Below are 22,346 nucleotides of genomic sequence, written 5' to 3' on the forward strand. Positions count from 1 at the left end.
CTCCTTTAAATTCCACTTATTCAACCCCATATCTAGATCATCCCCGAGCTTAGGAGCCAGATTATGATTATCGCTTGCCCCCAATGTGACACCTTAAACCGCGTGCCCCAAGAGCGGTTAACTGAGCAGCCGACCTGCGGCAAATGCAAACAGAATCTATTTGCGGCGGCTCCGATTGAACTCACAAGTGCCAATTTTATCAATCATGCCCATAAATCAGAGTTGCCCTTAGTTGTTGATTTTTGGGCCAGCTGGTGCGGCCCCTGTAAGAGTTTTGCGCCTATATTTTCTGAGGCCGCAAAAGTATGGGAGCCAAGATTCCGCTTCGGTAAAATCAATACTGAAGAACAACAAGCACTTGCCGCTCAATTTAATATTCGCTCCATTCCCACCTTAATGATTTTCAAGCAGGGACAACTCCTCGCGCAGCAAGCCGGCGCCTTACCTAAGCCAGCGTTCGATCAATGGTTAAAACGTTATAGTTAATATGTGCTTCGCCCATAAAAATACCCAGCTGAGCTGGGTATTTTTATTTGGATGAATCAGAGGCGATTACACTTCCCAGAAGGTGTGAGCAATAATGCCCAGCACTATCATGCTGAGGAAGTTAACTATCATGCCCACTCGCACCATTTCCGACTGCTTGATATGGCCAGAGCCATAAACAATAGCGTTAGGCGGCGTCGCCACTGGCAACATAAAGGCGCAGGATGCGGCAATACCAATTAGCACGGATAGCATGACGGGGGATACCCCCAATGCTTCGGCAATCGCCGCAAATACAGGCACTAACAGCGCCGCACTCGCGGTATTACTGGCAAATTCGGTTAGCATTACCACAAAGGCGATCACCGCAAACACAAACAGCGACATGTGGGTGCTGCCAAAAATATCCGTCATCCAGTGCGCGAGGAACACACTGGTACCGGTAGTTTTGAGCACGGCACTCAAGGTCAAACCGCCACCGAATAAAATCAACACGCCCCAGTCGGTAGTCGATTCAATCTTCTTCCAACCAACTAAACCGAGCCCCGCCAGTAATACCACAGCACCGAGTGCAACGACGGTATCAAACTGAGTTATTCCGCCAAGTGCTTTTGCCAACGGCACACTGAAAATCCAGCAACATACGGTCGCAAGGAAAATAACCAGAGTCAGTTTTCCTTGGAACGTGAGCTTTTGATCTTCAAGTGCAAGCTCGCATTTAGCCGACAAGTCTGGCTTAAAGTACCAATAGAGCGCAATGAGCATCATAGGGAGCATTAAGATCACGGTTGGAATGCCAAATTTTAGCCAATCGCTAAAACTTAACCCCACCTGCGCTGCGGCAATCGCGTTGGGTGGACTGCCGACTAAAGTACCAATACCGCCGATATTAGCGGAATAGGCAATCCCCAATAATAGGAACACATAGGTACTGTGATAGGTTTTACGATCTAATTGCTGCAAAATTCCCAGTGCCAGTGGCAGCATCATAGCCGTGGTTGCGGTATTACTGATCCACATCGACAGCAGCGCAGTTACCCCAAACAACATTAAGCAGGCAATACTCAGCTTGCCTTTAGAGGCCAGCAGCAATTTTTGCGCGATTAAGGTATCAATCTTTTGATTGTGCAATGCAGCTGCAAGCACAAAACCACCGAAAAACAGATAGATAATTGGATTAGCAAAGTTACTCATGGCCTCTTTGGTTTCAAATACCCCAAAGAATACCGCCAAAATAGGCACCAAAATCGCAGTAATACTGATATGAATCGCTTCGGTTAACCACAGAATGGCCGCAAAGACTAAAATCGCAAGCCCCGTATTCACTCCCTGCTCAAAGGGTAATCCGTAATACAGTGCAAATAGCAGCACAATATCCGCCATTAGGACCAGCATATTTTTCTTTTCAAGCCCTGTATTGGCGGGCGAATGATTAGGGGGAACCGACGTTGATTGCGTTAAGGACATGGTGACTACTACCTTCATACCATTATTTTTTCTAGCAAATTTAGGGCATAGGTCACACTAGTAAAAGCAGTTTATTTTGTACTTTAGCTACGTAGCAACAACAAAATGCTAAGACTTAAAACGCAAAAAAACCATTTTCGCGATAAAAACCACCTATTTTTGATCTTAAGTGATGAACAAAACTTTCAAACGGATAAAAATACTGCAAAAGCTTGATAAAGCTGTAACTAAATAAATATTTAAAACTGTGACAAAGATCAAATCACAGCGTAATTCAAAGTGATAAAAGCCTTAATTTAATATTAATTTTTAACAATATAAAATGCTAATTAATTGCATAACATCCAGATAATCATCCCACTGACTTTTCATCGCTAATAACAAAGCTTATGAGCACTAGAGCGTGTTAATATTTCGAGATTAGATTTTGTTCGTTCTGATAAGTAAGTGATCACCAAACAACGCGTTGAATGTTGCTTTTTCACCCAAACCAATAACATTTAAACTTCAATATCTATATGAATAATAAACACAAATATTATTCACCATCTCAGTCAATCTAACTCACTTTACCCCGTCAACAATCCAGCCTAGAGTCGCGACCGTAATCGTGCCTTCTGTTTATTTTTTTACCTGTTTTGGTACCGCTTGTGGAAAATATGCTGTTAGCTCAACCCAATCAAAAGCCAGGGCTTTTTGTTCCAGTGGCAGGACTTAGTCTATTTGCTTTAGCGTCAGGCTACTTGATGAGTTTGATCCCACTCTCGCTCACTTACTTTGATTTGAGCCTTGATCTTGCACCTTGGCTGGCGAGTATTTTCTACCTCGGCTTATTACTGGGCGCACCTTGTATTGCACCGATTGTCAGCCGCATAGGGCACAGTAAGGCCTTTATTTTGTTCTTAAATATCTTACTGTGCAGCGTTGTAGTGATGATTTTGCTGCCACAGAGCAGTGTTTGGTTAGCAGCACGCTTGATTGCCGGCATCGCCGTGGCGGGGATTTTTGTGGTAGTTGAATCCTGGTTACTGATGGCCGATACCCAAAAACAACGGGCAAAACGTTTAGGTTTATATATGACCGCCCTCTACGGTGGCACCGCCATTGGGCAACTCGCCGTAGATTATTTAGGTACCACGGGTAATTTACCCTACTTGGTGGTAATAGGTTTGCTGGCCGCCGCCAGTTTACCTGCACTGTTGGTTAAACGTGGCCAACCACAGTCCAGTGAACAACACGCTATTGCCCTTTCCGACCTAAAAACCTTAAGTAAACCCGCCGTGGTCGGTTGTTTAGTCTCGGGATTATTACTAGGCCCCATCTACGGCTTATTGCCTGTGTATGTGTCGCGAGACATGGGTTTTGCCCAGCAAACCGGGCAATTTATGGCGCTAATTATCTTGGGCGGCATGATAGTCCAGCCCTTAGTGAGCTATTTATCTCCCCGCATTCAAAAGAGTGTGTTGATGACCGCCTTTTGCTTAGTGGGTGCTGCGGCGCTGTTGTTACTGATGCAAACATCGCTTGTGGGATTATGGTTGGGTTTTGTGTTACTCGGCGCCTGCGCCTTTGCTCTCTATCCCATCGCCATCAGTCTGGCATGCGATCATTTACCTAGCAGCCAAATCGTCTCCGCCACTCAGATTATGTTGCTCAGCTATTCTGTGGGTTCGGTTATTGGTCCGGTTGCCGCCAGTCGTTTCGATGATGTAGAACATGGCTTACCACTGTATTTAGCCGCAAGTTTTTTAGTCACGGCTTGCTACCTCAGTGCGCACTTACTGGCCCGAAGTAAAGCTCGCCTACCCGCAGCGAAGGCTTAGTCCAGGGCCGTTAATGTTGAGTCATCTGCATCCGATAAATAACAATGGGCGCCGATAACGGCGCCCATTGTTATTACGATGTTTGCTGGGTTAATTCTGCCACGGGCACTGTGGCGGGAATGGCCCAGACACTGTCCTGCGGCCCATTAAGCACCCGATAGCGAGTAAGTCTGTAACCATAAAAGAACACTCCACTAAAGGCTAACGCCACCAGATCGACGCCTAACGTTGCCGCAGAATAAGGCGCCCATAAACCTAAACTTGGCACGATTAACGCAACTAAAGACGTGATTGGCATCGCCAATGTAGCCAAGCCGCACAAAGGCAAAATCAGCAGCGCCGCCTTGGCTGCACCACGCCAAAAGGCGTAAATCACCAGCAAGCCAAACACCAGATAATACAGCCACAAATAGACGTGGTTAATATTACTCACATGCGCGTAAAACCATTTACCCAGCAACATACTTATCGTTAAGGCGGCAACGGAGCCTAAGCAAATCCCCACTGTGGCACTGGCCATTAAACGGCAAGCACGGGTTTGTTCACTGGCCTGCTTTTTACGGCGTTTTTCCAGCCACAGCAAGTTGCCACTGTAAAATAAAAAAGCGCCGCTCAAACCTAAGAAGAAATACACCCAGCGCCCGAGATCGCCACCATAACTGCCAAAGTGTAATCCAAAGAATACTGCGACCGTTCTAGCCCAAATCCCCTTGTCACTTTGGTCAATCGTGCTGTTGGATACCTTGAGGCTATAGGGATGCAGATATAAATAATCAGTGACAGGCCCACGCATAAAACCATTGGGGTTATATAACCCCAAGCGCAAGGTCGCACGGGGATTATCCAAGTTCATAAAGCTCATTTCATGCACTTGATAGTCAGGGGCGATTTGCTGCACCTTTGCTAACACAGTGGTGACCTTTGGCAAATCGGCAAGTGTATAGGGCGTTCTGTCGGGTGCAGGTTGGGTAAACAGTGGTTTTTCGCCATAAACCACCTGCTTAAGCCCATCGTAAAGCTGATCATGGAAGGCAAACACTATTACGGTAAGGCTAATCACTAAATGAAATGGCAGACTGGTAATACCGACTAAATTATGGGCATCGAGCCAGAAACGGCTTTCGCCCTTATCTTTACGTAGGGCGAAAAAGCTTTTAGTTAAGGTAGGCAGTAAGAAAATCACCCCAGAAACCAGCGCCAAGAAGTATAAAACGGCGGCTATCCCCAACACATAGACACCCGCTTGATCGTGGCCGACCTCACCGGCAATCCCCGCGGTGCGATGTAATTGGTCAATCAGCTCAGCCAACTCACTGGGCGTACTTAACTGTGTCAGTAGCTGCCCATTGTCATCAAGGCTGGCATGCCAAAGCTGGTGACTCATGCTGAGTTCACGCTCAGAGCCCTGCTGATACCAGGTCATCGGCGATTGATGTTCATCATTTAAGTGCAAACTAAAACCGGTTTTGGCCTTATCATCCTGCGCTAACACTTGCGCGACTAAATCATCCAGTTTGTCAGCGGGCACTTGAGGCAAAGTTAGGGCTGGCGGCATTGACCAAGCGTCAATCGCCCCCTTAAACATGGTGAGCGAACCAGCATAAAAGCCGATAAACAATACGATTCCGGCGATGATACCAGTCCAAATATGGATAGACTGATACACCCGTAACACATCACTGCGAACTTTCATCCTTGTCACCTAAAGGTATATAACACTATATAAGTCAAAATGTTAAATAGGCTCAAGTAGCCAATTGCCCTGAGTCCGGTTTTAAACATAAAGCTAAAACTTAAGATCAATAACCAGATAGGCGTTATCAGCCACATGTTGAACTGCACTTTAGTATCGGCATCGATACCGCCTGGGCCAAACCAGGCAAATAACCCCACCAATCCAAGCGCTAAGGTAAATCCTAAAATCAATCCCGCCAGTGATTTAGTCCACCAATCAGGCTGTAATTTGTCCTGTTCAGCTAAACGTGCCATGAGTTATTTCCGCCCCAAAAGTGAGACAAAAGGCACTAACCCCGTCAATAACATCAACAGGGCTAACCAAATAAAAATCGCGGCGCTAAGGGTAAAGAGACTGAGCCAACCGAGTAAACTGGCAAAGGCAAAAGCATAGGCGAGTAACCGCCAAGGCCGCTTAGGAAGGGAGCTTGCAAATAGTTTTTGCTGCTTATTCGTCACATAAAATAACAAGCAGGCCAACAGCGTCGCTAACACAGATATAAGTTGCAACACGGGATGTTTTCCTCTCACCACAAAGCATTAGCATTCGAGCCCATTTGCCTATGCTCGGTGTATATCCTATAAAAAGATAAGCGCATGAAAGCAATGGAAGAATTTGAATCTCAGGACTCTAGCCATGGTGAGAATAATTCGCAATAAGATTTACAGTGTAAGGATGAGTTGTGATATTACTGTCACATATTGATAAGCTAGATACCCGATTGTTGCCAGCTGTTAACCATTAAGATACATTTTGCAGCAACCGTTTCGTCTCGATATAAATAATCATCAACACGATCCGCGCTCACTCCAACCCCATCTCGACGACCCTAGCAAAGGAAGCTAAATGATAAAAAATGAACTCAACCTGCCAAGTTCCTTTGGCCTATCTAAAATCATTCCTTTAGTGATTTTACTCATCCTATTTATCTCCCTCTTTGGCAGTTGGTACACGGTTGACCAAGGTGAACGCGGGGTGATTCTACGTAACGGTAAGATCATTGGTACAGCAGAGCCGGGACTTGGGTTTAAACTGCCCATGTTTGACACCGTAGTAAAAATCTCAACCCAAACCCACACGACTAGCTACAGTTCACTACAAGCCTATAGCCGTGACCAACAACCCGCGACACTTAACGCTTCAGTCACCTTTAGCGTACCGCCGGATCGGGTCGAAGAAGTCTATGCCAACTTCAAAAGTATCGATGCCATGGTGGCGCGCTTACTCGACCGCCAAGTGCCAACGCAAGTTGAAAACATTTTTGGTAAATACACCGCAATTTCAGTGGTACAGGAGCGGATCAAATTTGGTATCGATGTGACCAATGCCATCACCCAATCGGTGAAAGGGCCAATCGAGATCACCTCGGTACAGATTGAAAATATCGATTTCTCCAACGCTTATGAGAAATCTGTTGAAGACAGGATGCGCGCAGAGGTTGAAGTACAGACCCAACTGCAAAACCTAGAGAAAGAAAGAGTCAGCGCCCAAATCGCCGTGACCCAAGCGCAAGCGGAAGCAGACTCACAACTCGCCCGCGCGAAGGCTGAGGCCGAAAGTATTAGGATTAAAGGGGATGCAGAAGCCTCTGCGATTAAGAGCCGCGCCGAGGCTCTGGCACAAAATCAAAACCTTGTCGAACTGACCAAGGCCGAGAAATGGGATGGAAAACTACCAACCACAGTCTTACCCACGGGCACCCTCCCGTTTATCGATGCAAAGAAGTCGAACTAACAAACGACTAAGCATCGCAAGTAAGCTATTTGCCACTAGCGATACGCATTAGGCTTTACCATAAAAATCCCCAGTCATTGCTGGGGATTTTTATTTAGCGTTAGCGCTATGAACAGCAATCGCTGCGGCGTAACCAGCTTCTTGGGATCTTCTCAAACACCACTTTCGCCATCAACAACGCCAGTACTATGCCCGAGGTGGCCACTAACCAACTTGGTAGCATTTGGTGTTCATGACCAATCTGTGGCATTACCTCAAAGCCAAAGTTCGCCACTAGATAGTTCACTAAGGCACCAGCTATTAAGGCAACACCTAACACACCGCCAAGATAGCCATAGAGCGCACGCTTACCCAGCTCCTTAGTCACTACACCTAAAGTAGCGATATTGGTTGCAGGACCTGCCATCATAAACACCAGCACGGCGCCGGGGGACACGCCAGCGAGTAACAAGCCCGCAGCAATCGGTGTCGAAGCCGTTGCGCAGATATACATAGGTACAGACACTAGCACCATCACCAGCATGGCCAGCAACCCATCGCCCCACTTAGCCAAAAAGTCAGCAGGAACATAGGTTTGTACTAATGCTGCGAAGAATAAACCCACCAGCAGCCAGAGGGTCGTATCACGCACAAGATCCGTCGCCGCATATTTAAGCCCAAGCCCAATACGCGCAATCACAGATTCAGACTTCAACTCAGTCGCCATATCCTGAGTCGACGCACAGCAGCTCTCGCCTTCGGCTTGATGGCTCTCAGCCGTTTTCGCGCTTGAGCTACCACAACAAGCGCCCTTCTTCACTACGACTATTTTTTCAGGCGCGGCAGTTTGAGTACCACAGCATGAACCAGCATTTTCAACCTTGACCGCACTGACTTTAGCCGCATTAACCATACCGACAGTGCCCATACTTGGGCCACTAGCTGCCATTAGACTGGGCTTAGCCATAGGTGTCATTTTGATTTTCGGTTCGGTTGATGGCGCTTTCGCGTTATCACTGCCGCAACAGGAAGATTTGACCGGCGTAATTGCAGGCGCCTTAGTCGAGGCGCAGCAGCGTTTTACCGCTTCGGCTTTTACCACTGTCTCTGGCGACGGGGATTTTGAGGCGCAGCATGAAGCGACAGGCGCTGCGCTAGCTAATGCCTTGTCTGACTGAGACTTATCTAACTGAGCCGTGTCTGACAGGGCCTCGGCCTTAGCCGCTGGCTTGCCATCGTCATCATCACGTCCCACCAGTAAGCCCGCAACAATGGCACTGGTGATCGCCGCAATTGGGCGCACTATTGCCATAAAAGGGCCGAGTAACACGTAGGAAACCGTTACTGAGTCAACCCCAGTTTCAGGAGTGGAGACTAAAAAGGAGGTGGTTGCCGCTTTCGATGCCCCAGAGCGGCGCAGCCCCACGGCGGCGGGGATCACACCGCAGGAACACAGAGGTAAAGGCGCGCCCAATAACGCTGCCTTGACCACAGTTTTAAAGCCATGTCCGCCGAGCTGCTTTTGCATCCAGGCCATAGGCACGAATACTTTAAGTAAACCCGCCAGAATCAAGCCAAGCAGCAGCCAAGGGGCGGAATCTAAAAACAGATCGATAAAATTCTTCAGTAACATAATTAATTCCCTGACTTATCTAGGGTTGTAGCACTATGGGCTGCACCATGATCATGCTCAACGCGTACTCGTTCGGTACTCGACTCCAGCGCCTCTAAAATCGAGCAATGTTCGGCGCTACGAGGCCCGCCGCAGCAGGCATCCGACAAGCTCTGCAAACTGGTTTGAAAATGCAGTAACTCGGCTATCTTCGCCTGTACCTGCGCCAGCTTCAGGTCCACCATGCCCTTTACATCGGCACAGGCCCAGTTGGATTTATCAAGATCGATAGACAACAACTCACTGATCTCACTCAAGGTAAAACCCACCGCCTTCGCCCGCAGAATAAAACGCAGCCTAGCCGCGTCGGCATCGGTATAGACCCGATAGCCAGAGTCGGTTCGGCTCGAAGGCGAAAGTAGACCGTGTTTCTCATAGAATCTGAGGGTATCGGCCTTCACCTCGCATAAATCGGCTAACTCACCAATTCGGTACATAGTTAATCCTTTGCAGTTTTACTCGAATCTTCTCAAGCAACACTGACAATCAATATGATGGAGCGAGTATAAACCTTAGAGCCTACTCCAAGGTCAAGGGCTATTTTCAAATTTACACTTCACCCCAAAATCATTCCACTTTGTTCTGATATCAATATTGTGAAATCGCGCAGAAAAAACACCCGTAAATCCCGTTTTACGGTAGAATACGCGCGCCTGACGTTGGGACAAAAAATATAAGTAGGACCAAGGGACTTTTGGAAAGCAGAACCGATTGAAGTTGTTCTGTTTTCCGAAAGATCCTTGAAACTAAAATAACTGGACCCTGTACCCAAATGACTGTTGCAAATAATGCCAGACCCATTCGTCGCGCGCTGTTAAGCGTTTCAGATAAAACCGGAATTCTCGAATTCGCCAAAGCATTACACGCCCAAGGCGTTGAACTGCTGTCAACGGGCGGTACCGCTCGCTTGTTAGCGGATAACGGCGTGCCTGTTATCGAAGTATCTGACTATACAGGACACCCTGAGATCATGGATGGTCGCGTTAAAACCCTGCACCCGAAAGTGCATGGCGGCATTTTGGCGCGTCGCGGTCTTGATGAAAATGTCATGGCTGCTAACAATATCAATGCAATCGATCTGGTTGCGGTTAACCTCTACCCCTTTGCCGATACCGTTGCTAAAGCCGGTTGCACCTTAGAAGATGCGATTGAAAACATCGACATCGGTGGCCCGACTATGGTGCGCGCTGCGGCGAAAAACCATAAAGACGTGACTATCGTGGTAAATGCGGCCGACTATAACCGCGTATTAGCCGAAATGGCCGCCAACAATGGCAGCACGACTCACGCGACCCGTTTCGATTTAGCGATTGCCGCCTTCGAACACACTGCGGGTTACGATGGCATGATCGCCAATTACTTCGGCACTATGGTTCCAGCGCATAGCACTGATGAGTGCTTCGAAGACTCAAAGTTCCCACGCACCTTCAACACTCAATTAGTGAAGAAGCAAGATCTGCGTTACGGTGAAAACAGCCACCAAACTGCGGCCTTCTATGTTGACACTAAGATCGACGAAGCCTCAGTCGCAACTGCCGTTCAACTGCAAGGTAAGGCACTGTCTTACAACAACATCGCCGATACCGATGCCGCCCTTGAGTGTGTGAAAGAGTTCAGCGAGCCCGCCTGCGTTATCGTTAAACACGCTAACCCATGTGGTGTTGCACTGGGTAAAGACTTGCTCGATGCCTATAACCGCGCCTACCAAACTGACCCAACGTCAGCCTTTGGCGGCATTATCGCCTTCAACGGCGAGTTAGATGCAGCAACCGCTAGCGCTATCGTTGAGCGTCAATTCGTTGAAGTGATTATTGCGCCAGTCGTGAGCCAAGGTGCCCGCGATGTAGTGGCCAAGAAAACCAACGTGCGTCTGTTAGAGTGCGGTCAATGGGATACTAAGACTAAGACCAAGACCTTAGACTATAAGCGCGTAAACGGTGGCCTGCTGGTGCAAGACCGCGACCAAGGCATGGTTGGCTTAGATGACATTAAAGTCGTAACTAAACGTCAACCGACCGAGAGCGAGCTGAAGGACTTAATGTTCTGCTGGAAAGTGGCTAAGTTCGTTAAATCTAACGCCATTGTTTACGCTAAAGACGGTATGACCATCGGTGTCGGCGCCGGCCAAATGAGCCGCGTCTACAGCGCCAAGATTGCCGGTATCAAGGCGGCGGATGAAGGCTTAGAAGTGGTTAACTCTGTGATGGCGTCCGATGCCTTCTTCCCATTCCGCGACGGTATCGATGCCGCAGCGGCGGCGGGCATCAGCTGCATAATCCAGCCCGGTGGCTCAATGCGCGATGCAGAAATCATCGCCGCGGCCGACGAGCACGGCATGGCCATGGTGATGACGGGCATGCGCCACTTCCGTCACTAATGCCACCTACAGCCAGCACGCCATGTGCTGGCTGTTTCGTTTATCGCACTCTGTAGCACTAAGAATCTAACCACAAGAATTTAAAACTCAAAGGGATGACTTAACATGAAAGTATTAGTTATTGGTGGCGGCGGCCGCGAACATGCCCTAGCTTGGAAAGCGGCACAGTCGGCTCAGGTAGACACAGTCTATGTTGCACCGGGTAACGCGGGCACGGCCCTTGAACCCAACATCGAAAACGTCGCCATCAGCGCGACGGATATTCCTGCGCTGCTCGATTTTGCTAAAACCAATCAGATCGAACTCACCATCGTTGGCCCAGAAGCACCGCTGGTATTAGGTGTGGTCGATGCCTTTAACGCTGCGGGTCTGCCCATTTTTGGCCCAACCAAAGCGGCAGCACAGTTAGAAGGTTCTAAAGCGTTCACTAAGGACTTTTTAGCGCGCCACAATATCCCAACGGCGGGTTATAAAAACTGTACCGAAATCCAAGACGCTAAAGCCTTCGTGCGTGAACTGACGGGCAAGACGGGTTACCCAGTGGTGATCAAGGCCGACGGTTTAGCCGCAGGTAAAGGCGTGATCATCGCCCAAGATCAAGCCGAAGCGGATGCCGCAATTGATGATATGCTCGCGGGCAACAAGTTTGGTGATGCCGGCTCACGCGTGGTTATCGAAGAGTTCTTAAAAGGCGAAGAAGCCAGCTTTATCGTGATGGTCGATGGCAAAAATATCCTTGCCATGGCGACTAGCCAAGATCATAAAGCTCGCGATAATGCCGATCACGGTCCAAACACTGGCGGCATGGGCGCTTACTCCCCTGCGCCAGTGGTCACCCAAAGCGTACACGATTGGACGATTGCTAATGTTATCCGCCCAACGGTTGATGGCATGGCGGCTGAAGGCAATGTTTACACTGGCTTCCTGTATGCAGGTCTAATGATCGCACCAGACGGTAGCGCCAAGGTACTGGAATACAACTGCCGCTTTGGCGATCCAGAAACCCAACCTATTATGATGCGCTTAAAATCAGATCTGGTTGAACTCTGTTTAGCAGCAACCCGCGGCGAGCTGGATAAAGTCACCGCTGAGTACGACGAGCGCGCCGCCGTTGGCGTAGTGCTGGCCGCAGGCGGTTATCCAGAAGACTATCGCAAAGGCGATGTGATTGACGGCTTAAGCCTAGGTAATAACGATGCCAAAGTCTTCCACGCTGGTACTGAGATAAAAGACGGTCATGTGGTCACAAACGGTGGCCGCGTACTCTGCGCCACGGCATTAGGTAACACAGTCACCGCAGCACAAAAAGCCGCTTATCAATTGGTTGATGAAATCCACTGGGATGATGTGTACTTCCGTACCGATATTGGCTATCGCGCCATCGCCCGTGAACAACAGAGCTAAGGGTTAATCCCACTAAAAATACCGGCGTAATGCCGGTATTTTTATGCCTTAAATTTGACGATCGTCAAATTTAAGATAATGATTTATATAAATTTTATTAATATATTATCTACTTTAGCCCGTATTATTCCGCTACAATGCTGCATAATTGTTAATTCCCAAAATAATAAGGACTCCCTATGGAGATTAGACTTATATCTACCGCCATCGCCTTACTGATTGGCGGTTGCGGGGGAGGCTCTGAGGATGCGAGCACCACCACACCACCCGTTCAGCCACCGACTATCACCCAATATACCGCCAGTGCAAGTCAGGTATCGGGCGGCAAACTCACTCCCGCAAGCCAAAAAGTCGATTCGGGCAAAAGAGCCAGCTTTAGTGTTCAAGCGGACGCGGGCTTTGTACTAGAAAATATTAGCGGCTGTGGCGGCTCATTAACCGAGTTAACTTACACCACAGCTGCAATGATTGCAGATTGCGCTATTACCCCAGCCTTTATCAGCAATGCAGAAAATGCCATTCGGCATCAAGATCATACCCTTGCCAGCGCTATTGAGCTGATTGACTTCAGCACTACCGAACTAGCCAAAGTGGACGCTGCCCGCAAAGCGAAAATCACCCAGCTCTATCAAGGTGTAGGTAGCAGCATTAGCTGGCATCCGACCCACGACTCCATTACCTTTTCGAGCTTTATGCCGGAAAACACTTTTACCCTACTGCCATCAAATGTGGATGGCAGTGGCGCCAGTGCCGTTCGCGGCCTAGTGATGGCGGGCGAGCAACAGGGACAACGCTATGCCGCTATGGGTGGCAACTTATTTAGCGTCAACACTTCTGCGCAGACAGATATACTGTTGAAAAATCTCATCTCATGGCTGACTAAAGGTGGCGATCAACAGGATGGCCTCAGCATAGTCACGGCCCAAATGCCGAGCCGTGCCGACAGTTGGTATTTCCCCCATAACGAAGGGATCCGCACTTGGCTAAGCAAGTACTATCCCGATGCTCACAGTATCAATACCGCCAATAGCTGCGACTACAGCGCCCTCGCCAGCTGTATCGATACCTTAAAACCCGATTTAATCGTTATCAGCGATATTGACCGCGACAACCTAGGTTACGCGGGCATTCAAGCGGCGATTGCCAAAGCCAAGACTGCGGGTATTCCCCTGCTACTCTCAAATTATCGACGCGAACAAAGCGCTATGCTCTCTCCCCTTTACCTTGAAATGGGGCTATCGACCGCGGGCAACTATTGGTCGAAACTCAACGCCGACAATCTGAGTGTAAGCACCATTCTGGCTGAAGATAAAGCCCTTGAAGATGTTAAAAAACTACTGGCAAATCTGCGGGAGCAGCGCTTTGACACGCAGGTATTAAATGACTGCACAGGCAATTACTTAAGCTGTAATAGCAGCGCCTTTGTTGAGGCCTTTAAAGCGGGTGCCGACTGGTATCGCAGCAGCGCTGAAACCTTAGATATCAATGGCATTGATGTGTTTAGTCGCACTAACTTCCCACTGATAAAGGCCGGTTTACTGCTCGCCGATAAATACCGTAGTGAAATTGATTATCCCATCGCCTACAGCGAGTTCACCCAATGGCAGCAAGCGCTATTTGCCGATTGGACAGTGAGCTACGCCCGCGCCCATAACCTTGCCCAAGCCGATTTAGGGGAATATGTCACCGACAGAGCCAATCTAAGTAAAGGCACTAATGCTCACTACGCTTATCCGGCCACAGTATCAGAGCGCAAAACCATTAGCGTACCTTATACGGGTCAATGGACCAGCTCAGGCTGGTACGCCTTACCGGGACAAACCATCACGCTCAGTCGTTTGGATAGCACCAATGCCAACGTCGAAATTAAGCTCAATTATCATAGACGCAATACCAACCGCGCCTTTGAACAAAAGGTTTATCGCGCGCCGCTTGAGTTAGCGCAGCAGCGCCTTAAGCTCGCCAAAGGGCAAAGCATCGAGTTTTCAACCCCCTATGGCGGCCCGATTTATTTCTATATCAGTGGCGGCGAAGGCGCGCTCAGTGTCGATGTGCAAGCAAAAAATGTGGCTAAGCACCCAAGTATCATGGATTTTTCTAATCCTGCTGAAATCACGGCCTTCAATGACAAAATCCAAAACACTGAGCTGCCCCATGTGGATCTGCGCACCGATGGCGCTGAACAGCATTTACGCCGCGACCGTTTTATGAATGCCATTGGCGGTAAGATCCCTGATATTACCGCCTTGCTCAAAAGCATCGTCGAGGACCATATCAATAGTGTTTACACCTTAGCAGGACTTAAGATCCAAGGTAAAAGCTTAAGTGAGTCGTTACCCGCCGAGGTGCTATCAAGCTGTCAGGCGCTGTTTGGCGCCGATTGCACCGATGCCAGTCTGCATACCCGCAGCATCATCCAACACGCTAACTATGACCAGAATGCCCAATGTGGATCGGGTTGCAGTGGCAATCCTTGGGATGCCGCTTGGAATATTTCACCCACGGGTTGGGGAGATAACCATGAACTTGGCCATAATCTGCAAACCAACCGCCTCAATGTGCAATATGCCACTGCCGCCAATAGCGATAATTGGACAGGTTATGGCAGCCGTGCAGGAGAAAACTCCAACAATATCTTCCCCTATGTGGTGCTATGGAAGACCCATTATTTGCGTGATGGTAATAGCGACATCATTAAAGATGGCCATATGAATCACAAAGATCTCTTTTATGTGTTTATGTCCGATGCCATAGGCACTAAGGATACCAGTGGCAAACGTGTAGTCTTTGGCGCTAACTGTAAAGTGTTAGATATCGGCGAAGACCGATATACCGCACCTTGGGCAAGTAATGATTATGCGGTACATAATGGCTATCGCATGGGGTTTTATATCCAAATGGCCCTCAAGGCCCATGGCATGACGCTAAGTGATGGCACAACCTTAAGTAATGGCTTTAATCTCTTTACTTTGCTGTATCAGCACAGCCGTATTTTCGGTAAATACGCTAATAACGCCAGCGATTGGGAGGCAAACCGCAGTAAACTCGGTTTTGACTTATTCCCCTTCGATGGCCATAGCGTCTACGGTGGTAAAACGGTCAGAGACATTCCTGGCAATGACTTTATGTTGGTTTCCTTAAGCAAACTCACAGGCAAAGATTGGCGCAGCCATTTCGATATGCTAGGACTGCGTTACTCTAGTCTTGCAGCCATGCAAGTCACAGCAAACGCCAGCCTTGGCACGGTACCAATGGGTATGTATGAGCTCGAAACTGATTTACCACCCGCGAATATGAGCCAAGGCTTAACCTTTATCCCACTGTCACTGAGCGATAGCAGCACACTTTGGAAAGGCACAGGCTCACCTAGCCAATGCGCGAAACCTTAATACTCTAGACATTAAAGCACTAGACGTTAAGACACTGAAAATTAAGTGCAATAAAAAATAAACCTCGCAAATGCGAGGTTTATTTTTGCCTAAAAGCGTGATCTAACGCACACAAGTTGCGAAGTGGATAGCGCACTATTTGACCTCAATAATGATATCCAATAATAAATCAGGGGTTTTCTATGGGTTATTCAATCAAAGACATTATTTATCAAGGCGAAAAGTCCGGCGTGCATAATTGGCAAACACTGTCGGGACAGAATTTTTACTGGCATCCTGACTGGCTTCATATTGCCGAGGATCTCACAGGCCATAAGGCAACAGCCAACATCCAAGCTGATGGTGATAAGGCAACCCAAAATGAAGCTGAACAAGCCATCGTTAAACACCTCAATAAAAGCTAATGGCCTGAGGCAATTGCTTTACGGGCTATTTTATCGATTAAGCCCGGTGCAATCAGCTTAAGCCAACGTCCGAGCCGGCCGCGAAGAGAAGTGATAAGCTGCCGGCCTCGGGTTGCTATCACAGGTAGCATCATGTCGGCACATTGCTCTGCGGAAAGAAATTTAGCTTCCTGCATTGGCGATTTACCGAGTGGCTTACCCGCACCATCTAAGGCTCGCTTATGGATTTGCGAAACGACAAAATCAGGGCAAATCACCGTCACGGCCACATTATCGTCAGCAAGCTCAATCCGCAGCGAATCAAAAAAACCGATAACTGCATGCTTAGAAGCGGCATAACCACTACGAGTTGGTACGCCTGTTAACCCAGCCACCGAAGCCACCACCACGACCTGACCTTGGCTCGACTTTAAATAGGGTAAGGCGGCATGGGTCAAATAGGCAGGGCCTAAGTAATTAACGCGCATGATATCTTCAAGAACCGCTAGTTGGGTTAACTCATCAAAACGCGACCACATCGTCATGCCTGCATTATTAACCAAAATATCGAGACGGCCATAATGGGCAATCGTGGCTTGAATTAAGTCTTCACACTGGGAGGCACTGCTGACATCAGCGGCAAAAACAAAGGGAGTAGGACCATAGTTAGCAATTTCGAGGGCAAGTGAGGCAAGACGCGTTTCATTGCGAGCACTCAATACAAGTTGGCATCCTACCCGCGCCATGGCAATCGCCAGCGCACGACCAATACCTTCAGAAGCCCCTGTAATAATAACCACTTTACCCGTCAGTCCATCCATAACCATATCCTTGTTACTAATATGTTAACTTCGGTTAAGGGTAAATTGGCATAATCACCTAAAAAGCGCAATCCCCTATGCGCGTTGCGCTAAGCTCATCTCAAACTGCTCACAATAACTTGCTAGAGGTTGCGGCCGTCCTATCGCATAACCTTGAGCATAGTTGATACCAATCGCTTGCAATCTATCGATAATCTCTTGGTTTTCTACAAATTCGGCGACCGTCTCAATTCCCATTACTCGGCAAACGTCTTGAATAGATTTCACGATGGCATAGTCCTTGGCATTGACGGCCAGGTTTTTAACAAAGCAGCCATCGATTTTGACGTAGTCCACGGGCAGTTCGCGTAAATAGCCGTAGGAAGCAAAGCCACTGCCAAAATCATCCAATGCAAAGGAAAAACCGAGTTTGCGCAATTGTCTGAGCATTTCCATGCCGCGGTGACGGTTTTGAATCGCAGTCGTTTCGGTAATTTCAAAGCAAACGCATTGGCTAGGAATATCAAAAATCTGCTGCTGCTTAGCAATATATTCCACCATGCCTTCGGCGCCGAGACTATTGCCCGAAAGGTTGATTGAAATGCAGTGATCCGGCCAAAGCTGCGAATTTAGCGACAGCCATAAAAAGGCTTTACGTATCACTTCTTTATCAATTTCAGGCATCAGCTTAAAACGCTCTGCGGCAGCAATAAACTGGGCAGGCGCCAAAATGCGACCACAAGGCTCTTGGATCCTGAGCAGAATCTCCATCCGTTGGCGTTTAGAACTCGCACCTAATCCTCGGATGGGCTGGTAGTAGAGCAGGAGTTCATTTTCTTCAATTGCTTGGGCAATACGCATCGCCCATTTAGGCGCATTACGCTGGTAGGTCAGTTCTTTATCTTTATCATCATAAATATGAATTTGATTGGCGCCCTTAGCTTTAGCGGCAATACAAGCGATATCGGCATCCTTGAGTAATTCCTGCGCATTGATATAGGGCGCACGTCCAAAGGCAACACCAATACTTAAGCCGACTTTGTAGTTGCAATTTTTATCGTGTAACACTTGCAACGACACCTGGGCAATAATGTGCTTTAGCAACTGCACCACGGCTAACGCCGAGCGATCGCAGATCACCAGTCCGAACTCATCCCCGCCTAAGCGAGCGAATAACTCCTGAGGCCCAAGACATGATTGAATTGCCTTAGCGACCATGGCCAGCATTCGATCACCCGCAGTATGGCCACAACTATCATTGATCAACTTAAACTGCTCTAAATCCAAATAACATACCGCAAGGCTCCTCGTTTGACCGGCGAACTCGGGCAGTTGTTCTTCAAACGCTTGGCGATTAAGTAACCCGGTAATACCGTCAAAGTTTGCGCGTTTTTGTAGCTGGTGCTTAAGGCGTTCTTCTTGAGTGATATCCCGCAGTACCACTACAGTACCGACAATTTCTTTTTCATGATTAAGCACGTTACTAATGCTACGTTCAATAATCCGTGGCGTTGTGGTTAGCAGTTTGATTTTAGCGACTTGAGGTGTCGTTTCGCCAAGGCTAATACAGTGAAATACCGCTTGATTTAACTGCTCTCCCACCTTTAATAAACTGGCAAGACTCTCACCAACGGCATCACAACTGGCCACATCAAGCAGTGTTTCAGCCTTTGGATTCATGTAAATGACGTTTGCATCGATGTCGGTCAAGATAACGGCTTCAGCAATCGACTCTAAGGTTATTTTACCGCGCTCTTTCTGCTGATAAATCCTCGCGAGTAAGCTGTTTACGCGATTCGCCAATACAGATAACTCTTCATTACCCTCGCTGGTCACAGGCCGATATACACTCGCCATAGGATCAACGAGCGCTAATTGCTGCATCAAGCTATTAAGGGGCTGTAACAGGCCTGAACGCAACCAAACATAACCCAAGGCGACAATGAATACCCCCAGCAATATCACCGCAAGCGACACCCAGTCGAGACTAAGCTTTACATCTCGAAAAGGATCATCAGAAAATTCAACCTGGAGATAGATTGGTTGTTGACTAATGAGACTCGGCAGCGCAACCGAACTTGGATGCAAGGTATTATGTGTTGTTACAGCATTAGACATGCTGATCCGCGCGACAAGGGAGGTTTGGGCGTATTCCAGTAGATCGCGCTCAGTAAGTTGCCGTACTAACAGCACATACTCACCCAAATGTGAAGCGACCGCAGTGACGACATATCCTTTATCGCCAATTAAATAGGCGCTGGCAAACTCAGGCTTAGCCTGCGTTGTTATCGCCTTGGCGATTTCCTGCCGATTCACATCATCTATTGATTGCTCATTTTGAAAAACACTCTGCAAATTTCCATCTCGCAGAATAAACCAACTTAAATTGGCAGACATGGAGCTCTCAAGCCACGAAGACTCGAGGGATTTTAACTGCTCGCTATCGAGATGAGCTAATGGGGAGGCATAAATATTAGTGAGAAACCCTAACCGATCGACATCGATGCGGAACTGCTGCTGAATATTCGCTAGCTCGCGCTGTACATTATCCTGACGTAACAATTCGACCCTATGGTCAAACCAAACCCCGAGGCAATAGGAGACAAGCACAACGGCTGGTAAACAGAACCCTGCAATAAATACCAATATTTTGTTGCCTATGCGCATCTTTTACCACGGCTTACGTAATTAAATTAACAAACGGCTTTATTTAGTCCCTTATAGCGCCATGCAACATATCTCATTTGCAAATAGTATTAAATATCACTTTGCTTTATCCGTTGCTAAAGTAGGCAATAGCATGCATTTAATTGCTTTAAACGCCTTTGATTTAACGCAGCTATTCGATAAAAAAGTTTTAAAAAGTTAGATGGTAACCGAGCTCCAACACACTAACACCGCGGAGACATACGCTATAAAGCACGCGATTAATTAATGCACTCACTAAACCACAAGTTAATACCCAATTAACAACACCCAAGTGGAAGTTTCTGACGCTGTGATAAACGCCATAAAAAACGGACCCTCAGGTCCGTTTGTTATTTAGTGCAGCTTATTTATGGTACTGCTTAGATTGAGCGTGAACCGCCTTAATAAAGGCACCTGCATGCTCTGGGTCCACATGCTGGTGAATACCATGGCCTAAATTAAACACATGGCCTGTACCTTCACCGTAGCCAGCCAGAATTTGAGCAACTTCTTCTTCGATACGTGGGATTGGTGCATATAACATGGATGGATCCATGTTGCCTTGCAGAGCAACTTTATGACCAACACGGCGACGGGCGTCAGCGATATCGACAGTCCAGTCTAAACCTAAAGCATCACAGCCCGTTTCAGCCATCGCTTCTAACCATAAACCACCGCCCTTAGTGAATAAGGTCACTGGCACTTGGCGGCCATCAGCAAAGCGAGTTAAGCCATCAACAATTTTCTGCATATAACGCAGTGAGAACTCACGGTAAGCAGTGTGCGATAACGCGCCGCCCCAAGAGTCGAAAATCATTAAAGATTGCGCACCATTAGCCACCTGTGCGTTTAAATATAAGGTCACTGAATCTGCAAGCTTATCAAGCAACATATGCAATGCAGCAGGCTCGGCGTAGGCCATTTTCTTAATTTTTTCGAAGGTTTTGCTCGAACCGCCTTCAACCATGTAAGTGGCTAGAGTCCATGGAGAACCAGAGAAGCCGATTAATGGCACTTGGCCATTCAGTTCACGACGAATCGTGCTAACGGCCTTCATCACATAACCCAGCTCATCTTCTGGGTCTGGGATTGATAATTTTTTGATGGCATCGATAGTATCTGTTGGGCGCTCAAAACGTGGGCCTTCACCCGCCTCAAAATACAGACCTAATCCCATTGCATCGGGAACAGTCAAAATGTCGGAAAACAGAATCGCCGCATCCAGTTCATAACGACGCAGCGGTTGTAGTGTCACTTCACAGGCCAATTCATGGTTTTTACATAAAGACATGAAATCGCCCGCTTGAGCGCGAGTCGCTTTATATTCAGGAAGGTAGCGGCCTGCTTGACGCATCATCCAAACCGGAGTCATATCGACAGGCTGTTTTAATAGGGCGCGTAAATAACGATCATTCTTTAATTCTGCCATTTGGCTTGATTCCTAGACTTTTATTGAGATCCGCTGGGTCGGTAGTTTAGCATTTACGCGAATAATGTAACCAATATGAGATAATTTATGTGAGCTATTCCCCATCATTGCTGTCCATTTAAGCAGTTATCCTCAAAATGCTAGCCAGATAACATACTGTTTATTAATCGAACTCAAAGTCACAGTCAGACAGAAAAAAGTTGCACCTGTTCCCCGCCTTTGGTATAAAAAGTCTGCGCTAGCAAGAACAATCAAGAAGCTCGTCGCATCGAGCCTGCTATATACATTACTCGCCCAACGATAGGTTTCTATCGTTGGGCTTTTTATTTCCACATTTTTTTATACAAAACAGCTGGTTTGTCCATTTACCAATTATCGCAAATCCCGATAAAAAGGGTTGATCGAAGAGCTATTTCTCCCCTACATTAGAGTTATGTCCTAGCACTTAAATGGAATGCATCATGCTGAGAGAACTCGAAAAAGCAGAACAAAAGTGGGGCGGTTCAAATAAGCTTATAGATCAATGGCTAGAAAATCGTCGCAAACTCTTGGTGCATTATTGCCAAATTGCTGGGCTACCGCCCTACACTAATGCGGAAAAATCGCTTCCCTCTTTTGAGAACGTAAAGTCATTTTGTGATTTATTAGTGGATTACGTTTCTGAAGGTCATTTCGAAGTGTATGACCAAGTGGTCAATGCCTGTGAAAAGTTTGGCGCCTCGAGCAAAACCTTAGCCCAGCAAGTACTGCCAAAGATCACCCCAACGACCAACGCGGCGTTAGACTTTAATGATAAGTACGCCGAAGCGCAGGATGACCAAGTGTTATACCAGCTCGATAAAGATCTTTCCGAACTGGCCCACACCATGGAAACCCGTTTCGAGTTAGAAGATAAATTGCTCGAAGTGCTACATAACCAGTATTCAGAGCACGCCCAGCAAGCCTAATTAGCGCTAACCGTTATGCACCGCGAGTCGCAT

General features: G+C 47.7%; 17 protein-coding genes. 8 read left to right on the top strand and 9 right to left on the bottom strand.

Features of this window, described 5'->3' with window-relative positions; genetic code table 11:
• Nucleotides 1-63: 63 nt before the first annotated feature.
• Nucleotides 64-486, top strand: coding sequence for a thioredoxin TrxC (gene trxC, locus CEQ32_RS13860; protein ID WP_069453732.1), 423 nt, complete (start codon nt 64-66; stop codon nt 484-486).
• Nucleotides 487-552: 66 nt separating this feature from the next.
• On the opposite strand, the gene CEQ32_RS13865 is transcribed toward trxC, so the two are convergent.
• Nucleotides 553-1,953 (bottom strand): DASS family sodium-coupled anion symporter, encoded by a 1,401-nt coding sequence (locus CEQ32_RS13865; RefSeq protein WP_037413570.1) that lies wholly within the window; start codon nt 1,951-1,953, stop codon nt 553-555.
• A 650-nt stretch (nt 1,954-2,603) separates the two neighbouring features.
• Here CEQ32_RS13865 and CEQ32_RS13870 point away from each other — a divergent pair.
• On the top strand, nt 2,604-3,776 hold the full coding sequence (locus tag CEQ32_RS13870) for an MFS transporter (RefSeq protein ID WP_169547565.1): 1,173 nt from the start codon (nt 2,604-2,606) through the stop codon (nt 3,774-3,776).
• Between the two features lie 73 nt (nt 3,777-3,849).
• On the opposite strand, the gene CEQ32_RS13875 is transcribed toward CEQ32_RS13870, so the two are convergent.
• From CEQ32_RS13875 to CEQ32_RS13885, 3 genes are read right to left on the bottom strand one after another with little or no spacing between them, the layout of a single operon-like run.
• Complete coding sequence (locus CEQ32_RS13875) at nt 3,850-5,469, bottom strand: PepSY-associated TM helix domain-containing protein (RefSeq protein ID WP_088586211.1); 1,620 nt, start codon at nt 5,467-5,469, stop codon at nt 3,850-3,852.
• A 5-nt stretch (nt 5,470-5,474) separates the two neighbouring features.
• On the bottom strand, nt 5,475-5,765 hold the full coding sequence (locus CEQ32_RS13880) for a hypothetical protein (RefSeq protein WP_088586212.1): 291 nt from the start codon (nt 5,763-5,765) through the stop codon (nt 5,475-5,477).
• 3 nt (nt 5,766-5,768) lie between these two features.
• Nucleotides 5,769-6,023: a hypothetical protein gene (locus tag CEQ32_RS13885; RefSeq protein WP_037413578.1), complete on the bottom strand. Its 255-nt coding sequence runs from the start codon at nt 6,021-6,023 to the stop codon at nt 5,769-5,771.
• 334 nt (nt 6,024-6,357) lie between these two features.
• On the opposite strand from CEQ32_RS13885, the gene CEQ32_RS13890 reads away from it, so the two are divergent.
• On the top strand, nt 6,358-7,245 hold the full coding sequence (locus CEQ32_RS13890) for a prohibitin family protein (RefSeq protein WP_037413580.1): 888 nt from the start codon (nt 6,358-6,360) through the stop codon (nt 7,243-7,245).
• Nucleotides 7,246-7,351: 106 nt separating this feature from the next.
• On the opposite strand, the gene CEQ32_RS13895 is transcribed toward CEQ32_RS13890, so the two are convergent.
• Both CEQ32_RS13895 and zntR read right to left on the bottom strand, forming a co-directional pair.
• On the bottom strand, nt 7,352-8,857 hold the full coding sequence (locus CEQ32_RS13895; RefSeq protein ID WP_192937900.1) for an SO_0444 family Cu/Zn efflux transporter: 1,506 nt from the start codon (nt 8,855-8,857) through the stop codon (nt 7,352-7,354).
• Nucleotides 8,858-8,859: 2 nt separating this feature from the next.
• A complete protein-coding gene (zntR, locus tag CEQ32_RS13900; RefSeq protein WP_088586214.1) occupies nt 8,860-9,333 on the bottom strand; it encodes a Zn(2+)-responsive transcriptional regulator in 474 nt (157 codons plus the stop codon).
• A 335-nt stretch (nt 9,334-9,668) separates the two neighbouring features.
• Between zntR and purH the strand changes: the two genes are divergently transcribed.
• The 4 genes from purH (at nt 9,669) to CEQ32_RS13920 (ending at nt 16,470) form a co-directional block, all read left to right on the top strand.
• Nucleotides 9,669-11,273: a bifunctional phosphoribosylaminoimidazolecarboxamide formyltransferase/IMP cyclohydrolase gene (gene purH, locus CEQ32_RS13905; protein ID WP_088586215.1), complete on the top strand. Its 1,605-nt coding sequence runs from the start codon at nt 9,669-9,671 to the stop codon at nt 11,271-11,273.
• Nucleotides 11,274-11,378: 105 nt separating this feature from the next.
• A complete protein-coding gene (gene purD / locus CEQ32_RS13910; protein WP_088586216.1) occupies nt 11,379-12,677 on the top strand; it encodes a phosphoribosylamine--glycine ligase in 1,299 nt (432 codons plus the stop codon).
• Nucleotides 12,678-12,856: 179 nt separating this feature from the next.
• A complete protein-coding gene (locus tag CEQ32_RS13915) occupies nt 12,857-16,066 on the top strand; it encodes an ImpA family metalloprotease (protein ID WP_088586217.1) in 3,210 nt (1,069 codons plus the stop codon).
• Between the two features lie 182 nt (nt 16,067-16,248).
• On the top strand, nt 16,249-16,470 hold the full coding sequence (locus CEQ32_RS13920; protein WP_037413589.1) for a hypothetical protein: 222 nt from the start codon (nt 16,249-16,251) through the stop codon (nt 16,468-16,470).
• Here the strand turns inward: CEQ32_RS13920 and CEQ32_RS13925 are convergent.
• The 3 genes from CEQ32_RS13925 to hemE all read right to left on the bottom strand — a co-directional run bounded on the left by CEQ32_RS13925 (nt 16,467) and on the right by hemE (nt 21,366).
• Entirely contained in the window at nt 16,467-17,270 is an 804-nt protein-coding gene (locus CEQ32_RS13925; protein ID WP_088586218.1) for an SDR family oxidoreductase, read from the bottom strand. The genes CEQ32_RS13920 and CEQ32_RS13925 overlap by 4 nt on opposite strands.
• 75 nt (nt 17,271-17,345) lie before the next feature.
• Nucleotides 17,346-19,916 carry a cyclic di-GMP phosphodiesterase PdeB gene (gene pdeB, locus CEQ32_RS13930; RefSeq protein WP_088586219.1) on the bottom strand — a complete coding sequence of 857 codons (2,571 nt, stop codon included), beginning with the start codon at nt 19,914-19,916 and terminating at the stop codon, nt 17,346-17,348.
• A gap of 385 nt (nt 19,917-20,301) precedes the next feature.
• On the bottom strand, nt 20,302-21,366 hold the full coding sequence (gene hemE / locus CEQ32_RS13935; RefSeq protein WP_037413592.1) for a uroporphyrinogen decarboxylase: 1,065 nt from the start codon (nt 21,364-21,366) through the stop codon (nt 20,302-20,304).
• Between the two features lie 461 nt (nt 21,367-21,827).
• On the opposite strand from hemE, the gene rsd reads away from it, so the two are divergent.
• The gene (gene rsd / locus CEQ32_RS13945; protein WP_088586220.1) at nt 21,828-22,313 is read left to right on the top strand and encodes a sigma D regulator; all 486 of its coding nucleotides are present in this window, start codon (nt 21,828-21,830) and stop codon (nt 22,311-22,313) included.
• Nucleotides 22,314-22,346 lie beyond the last annotated feature (33 nt).

Origin of the sequence: Shewanella sp. FDAARGOS_354, assembly GCF_002209245.2 — a bacterium.
Taxonomy (GTDB): Bacteria; Pseudomonadota; Gammaproteobacteria; order Enterobacterales; family Shewanellaceae; genus Shewanella; species Shewanella xiamenensis.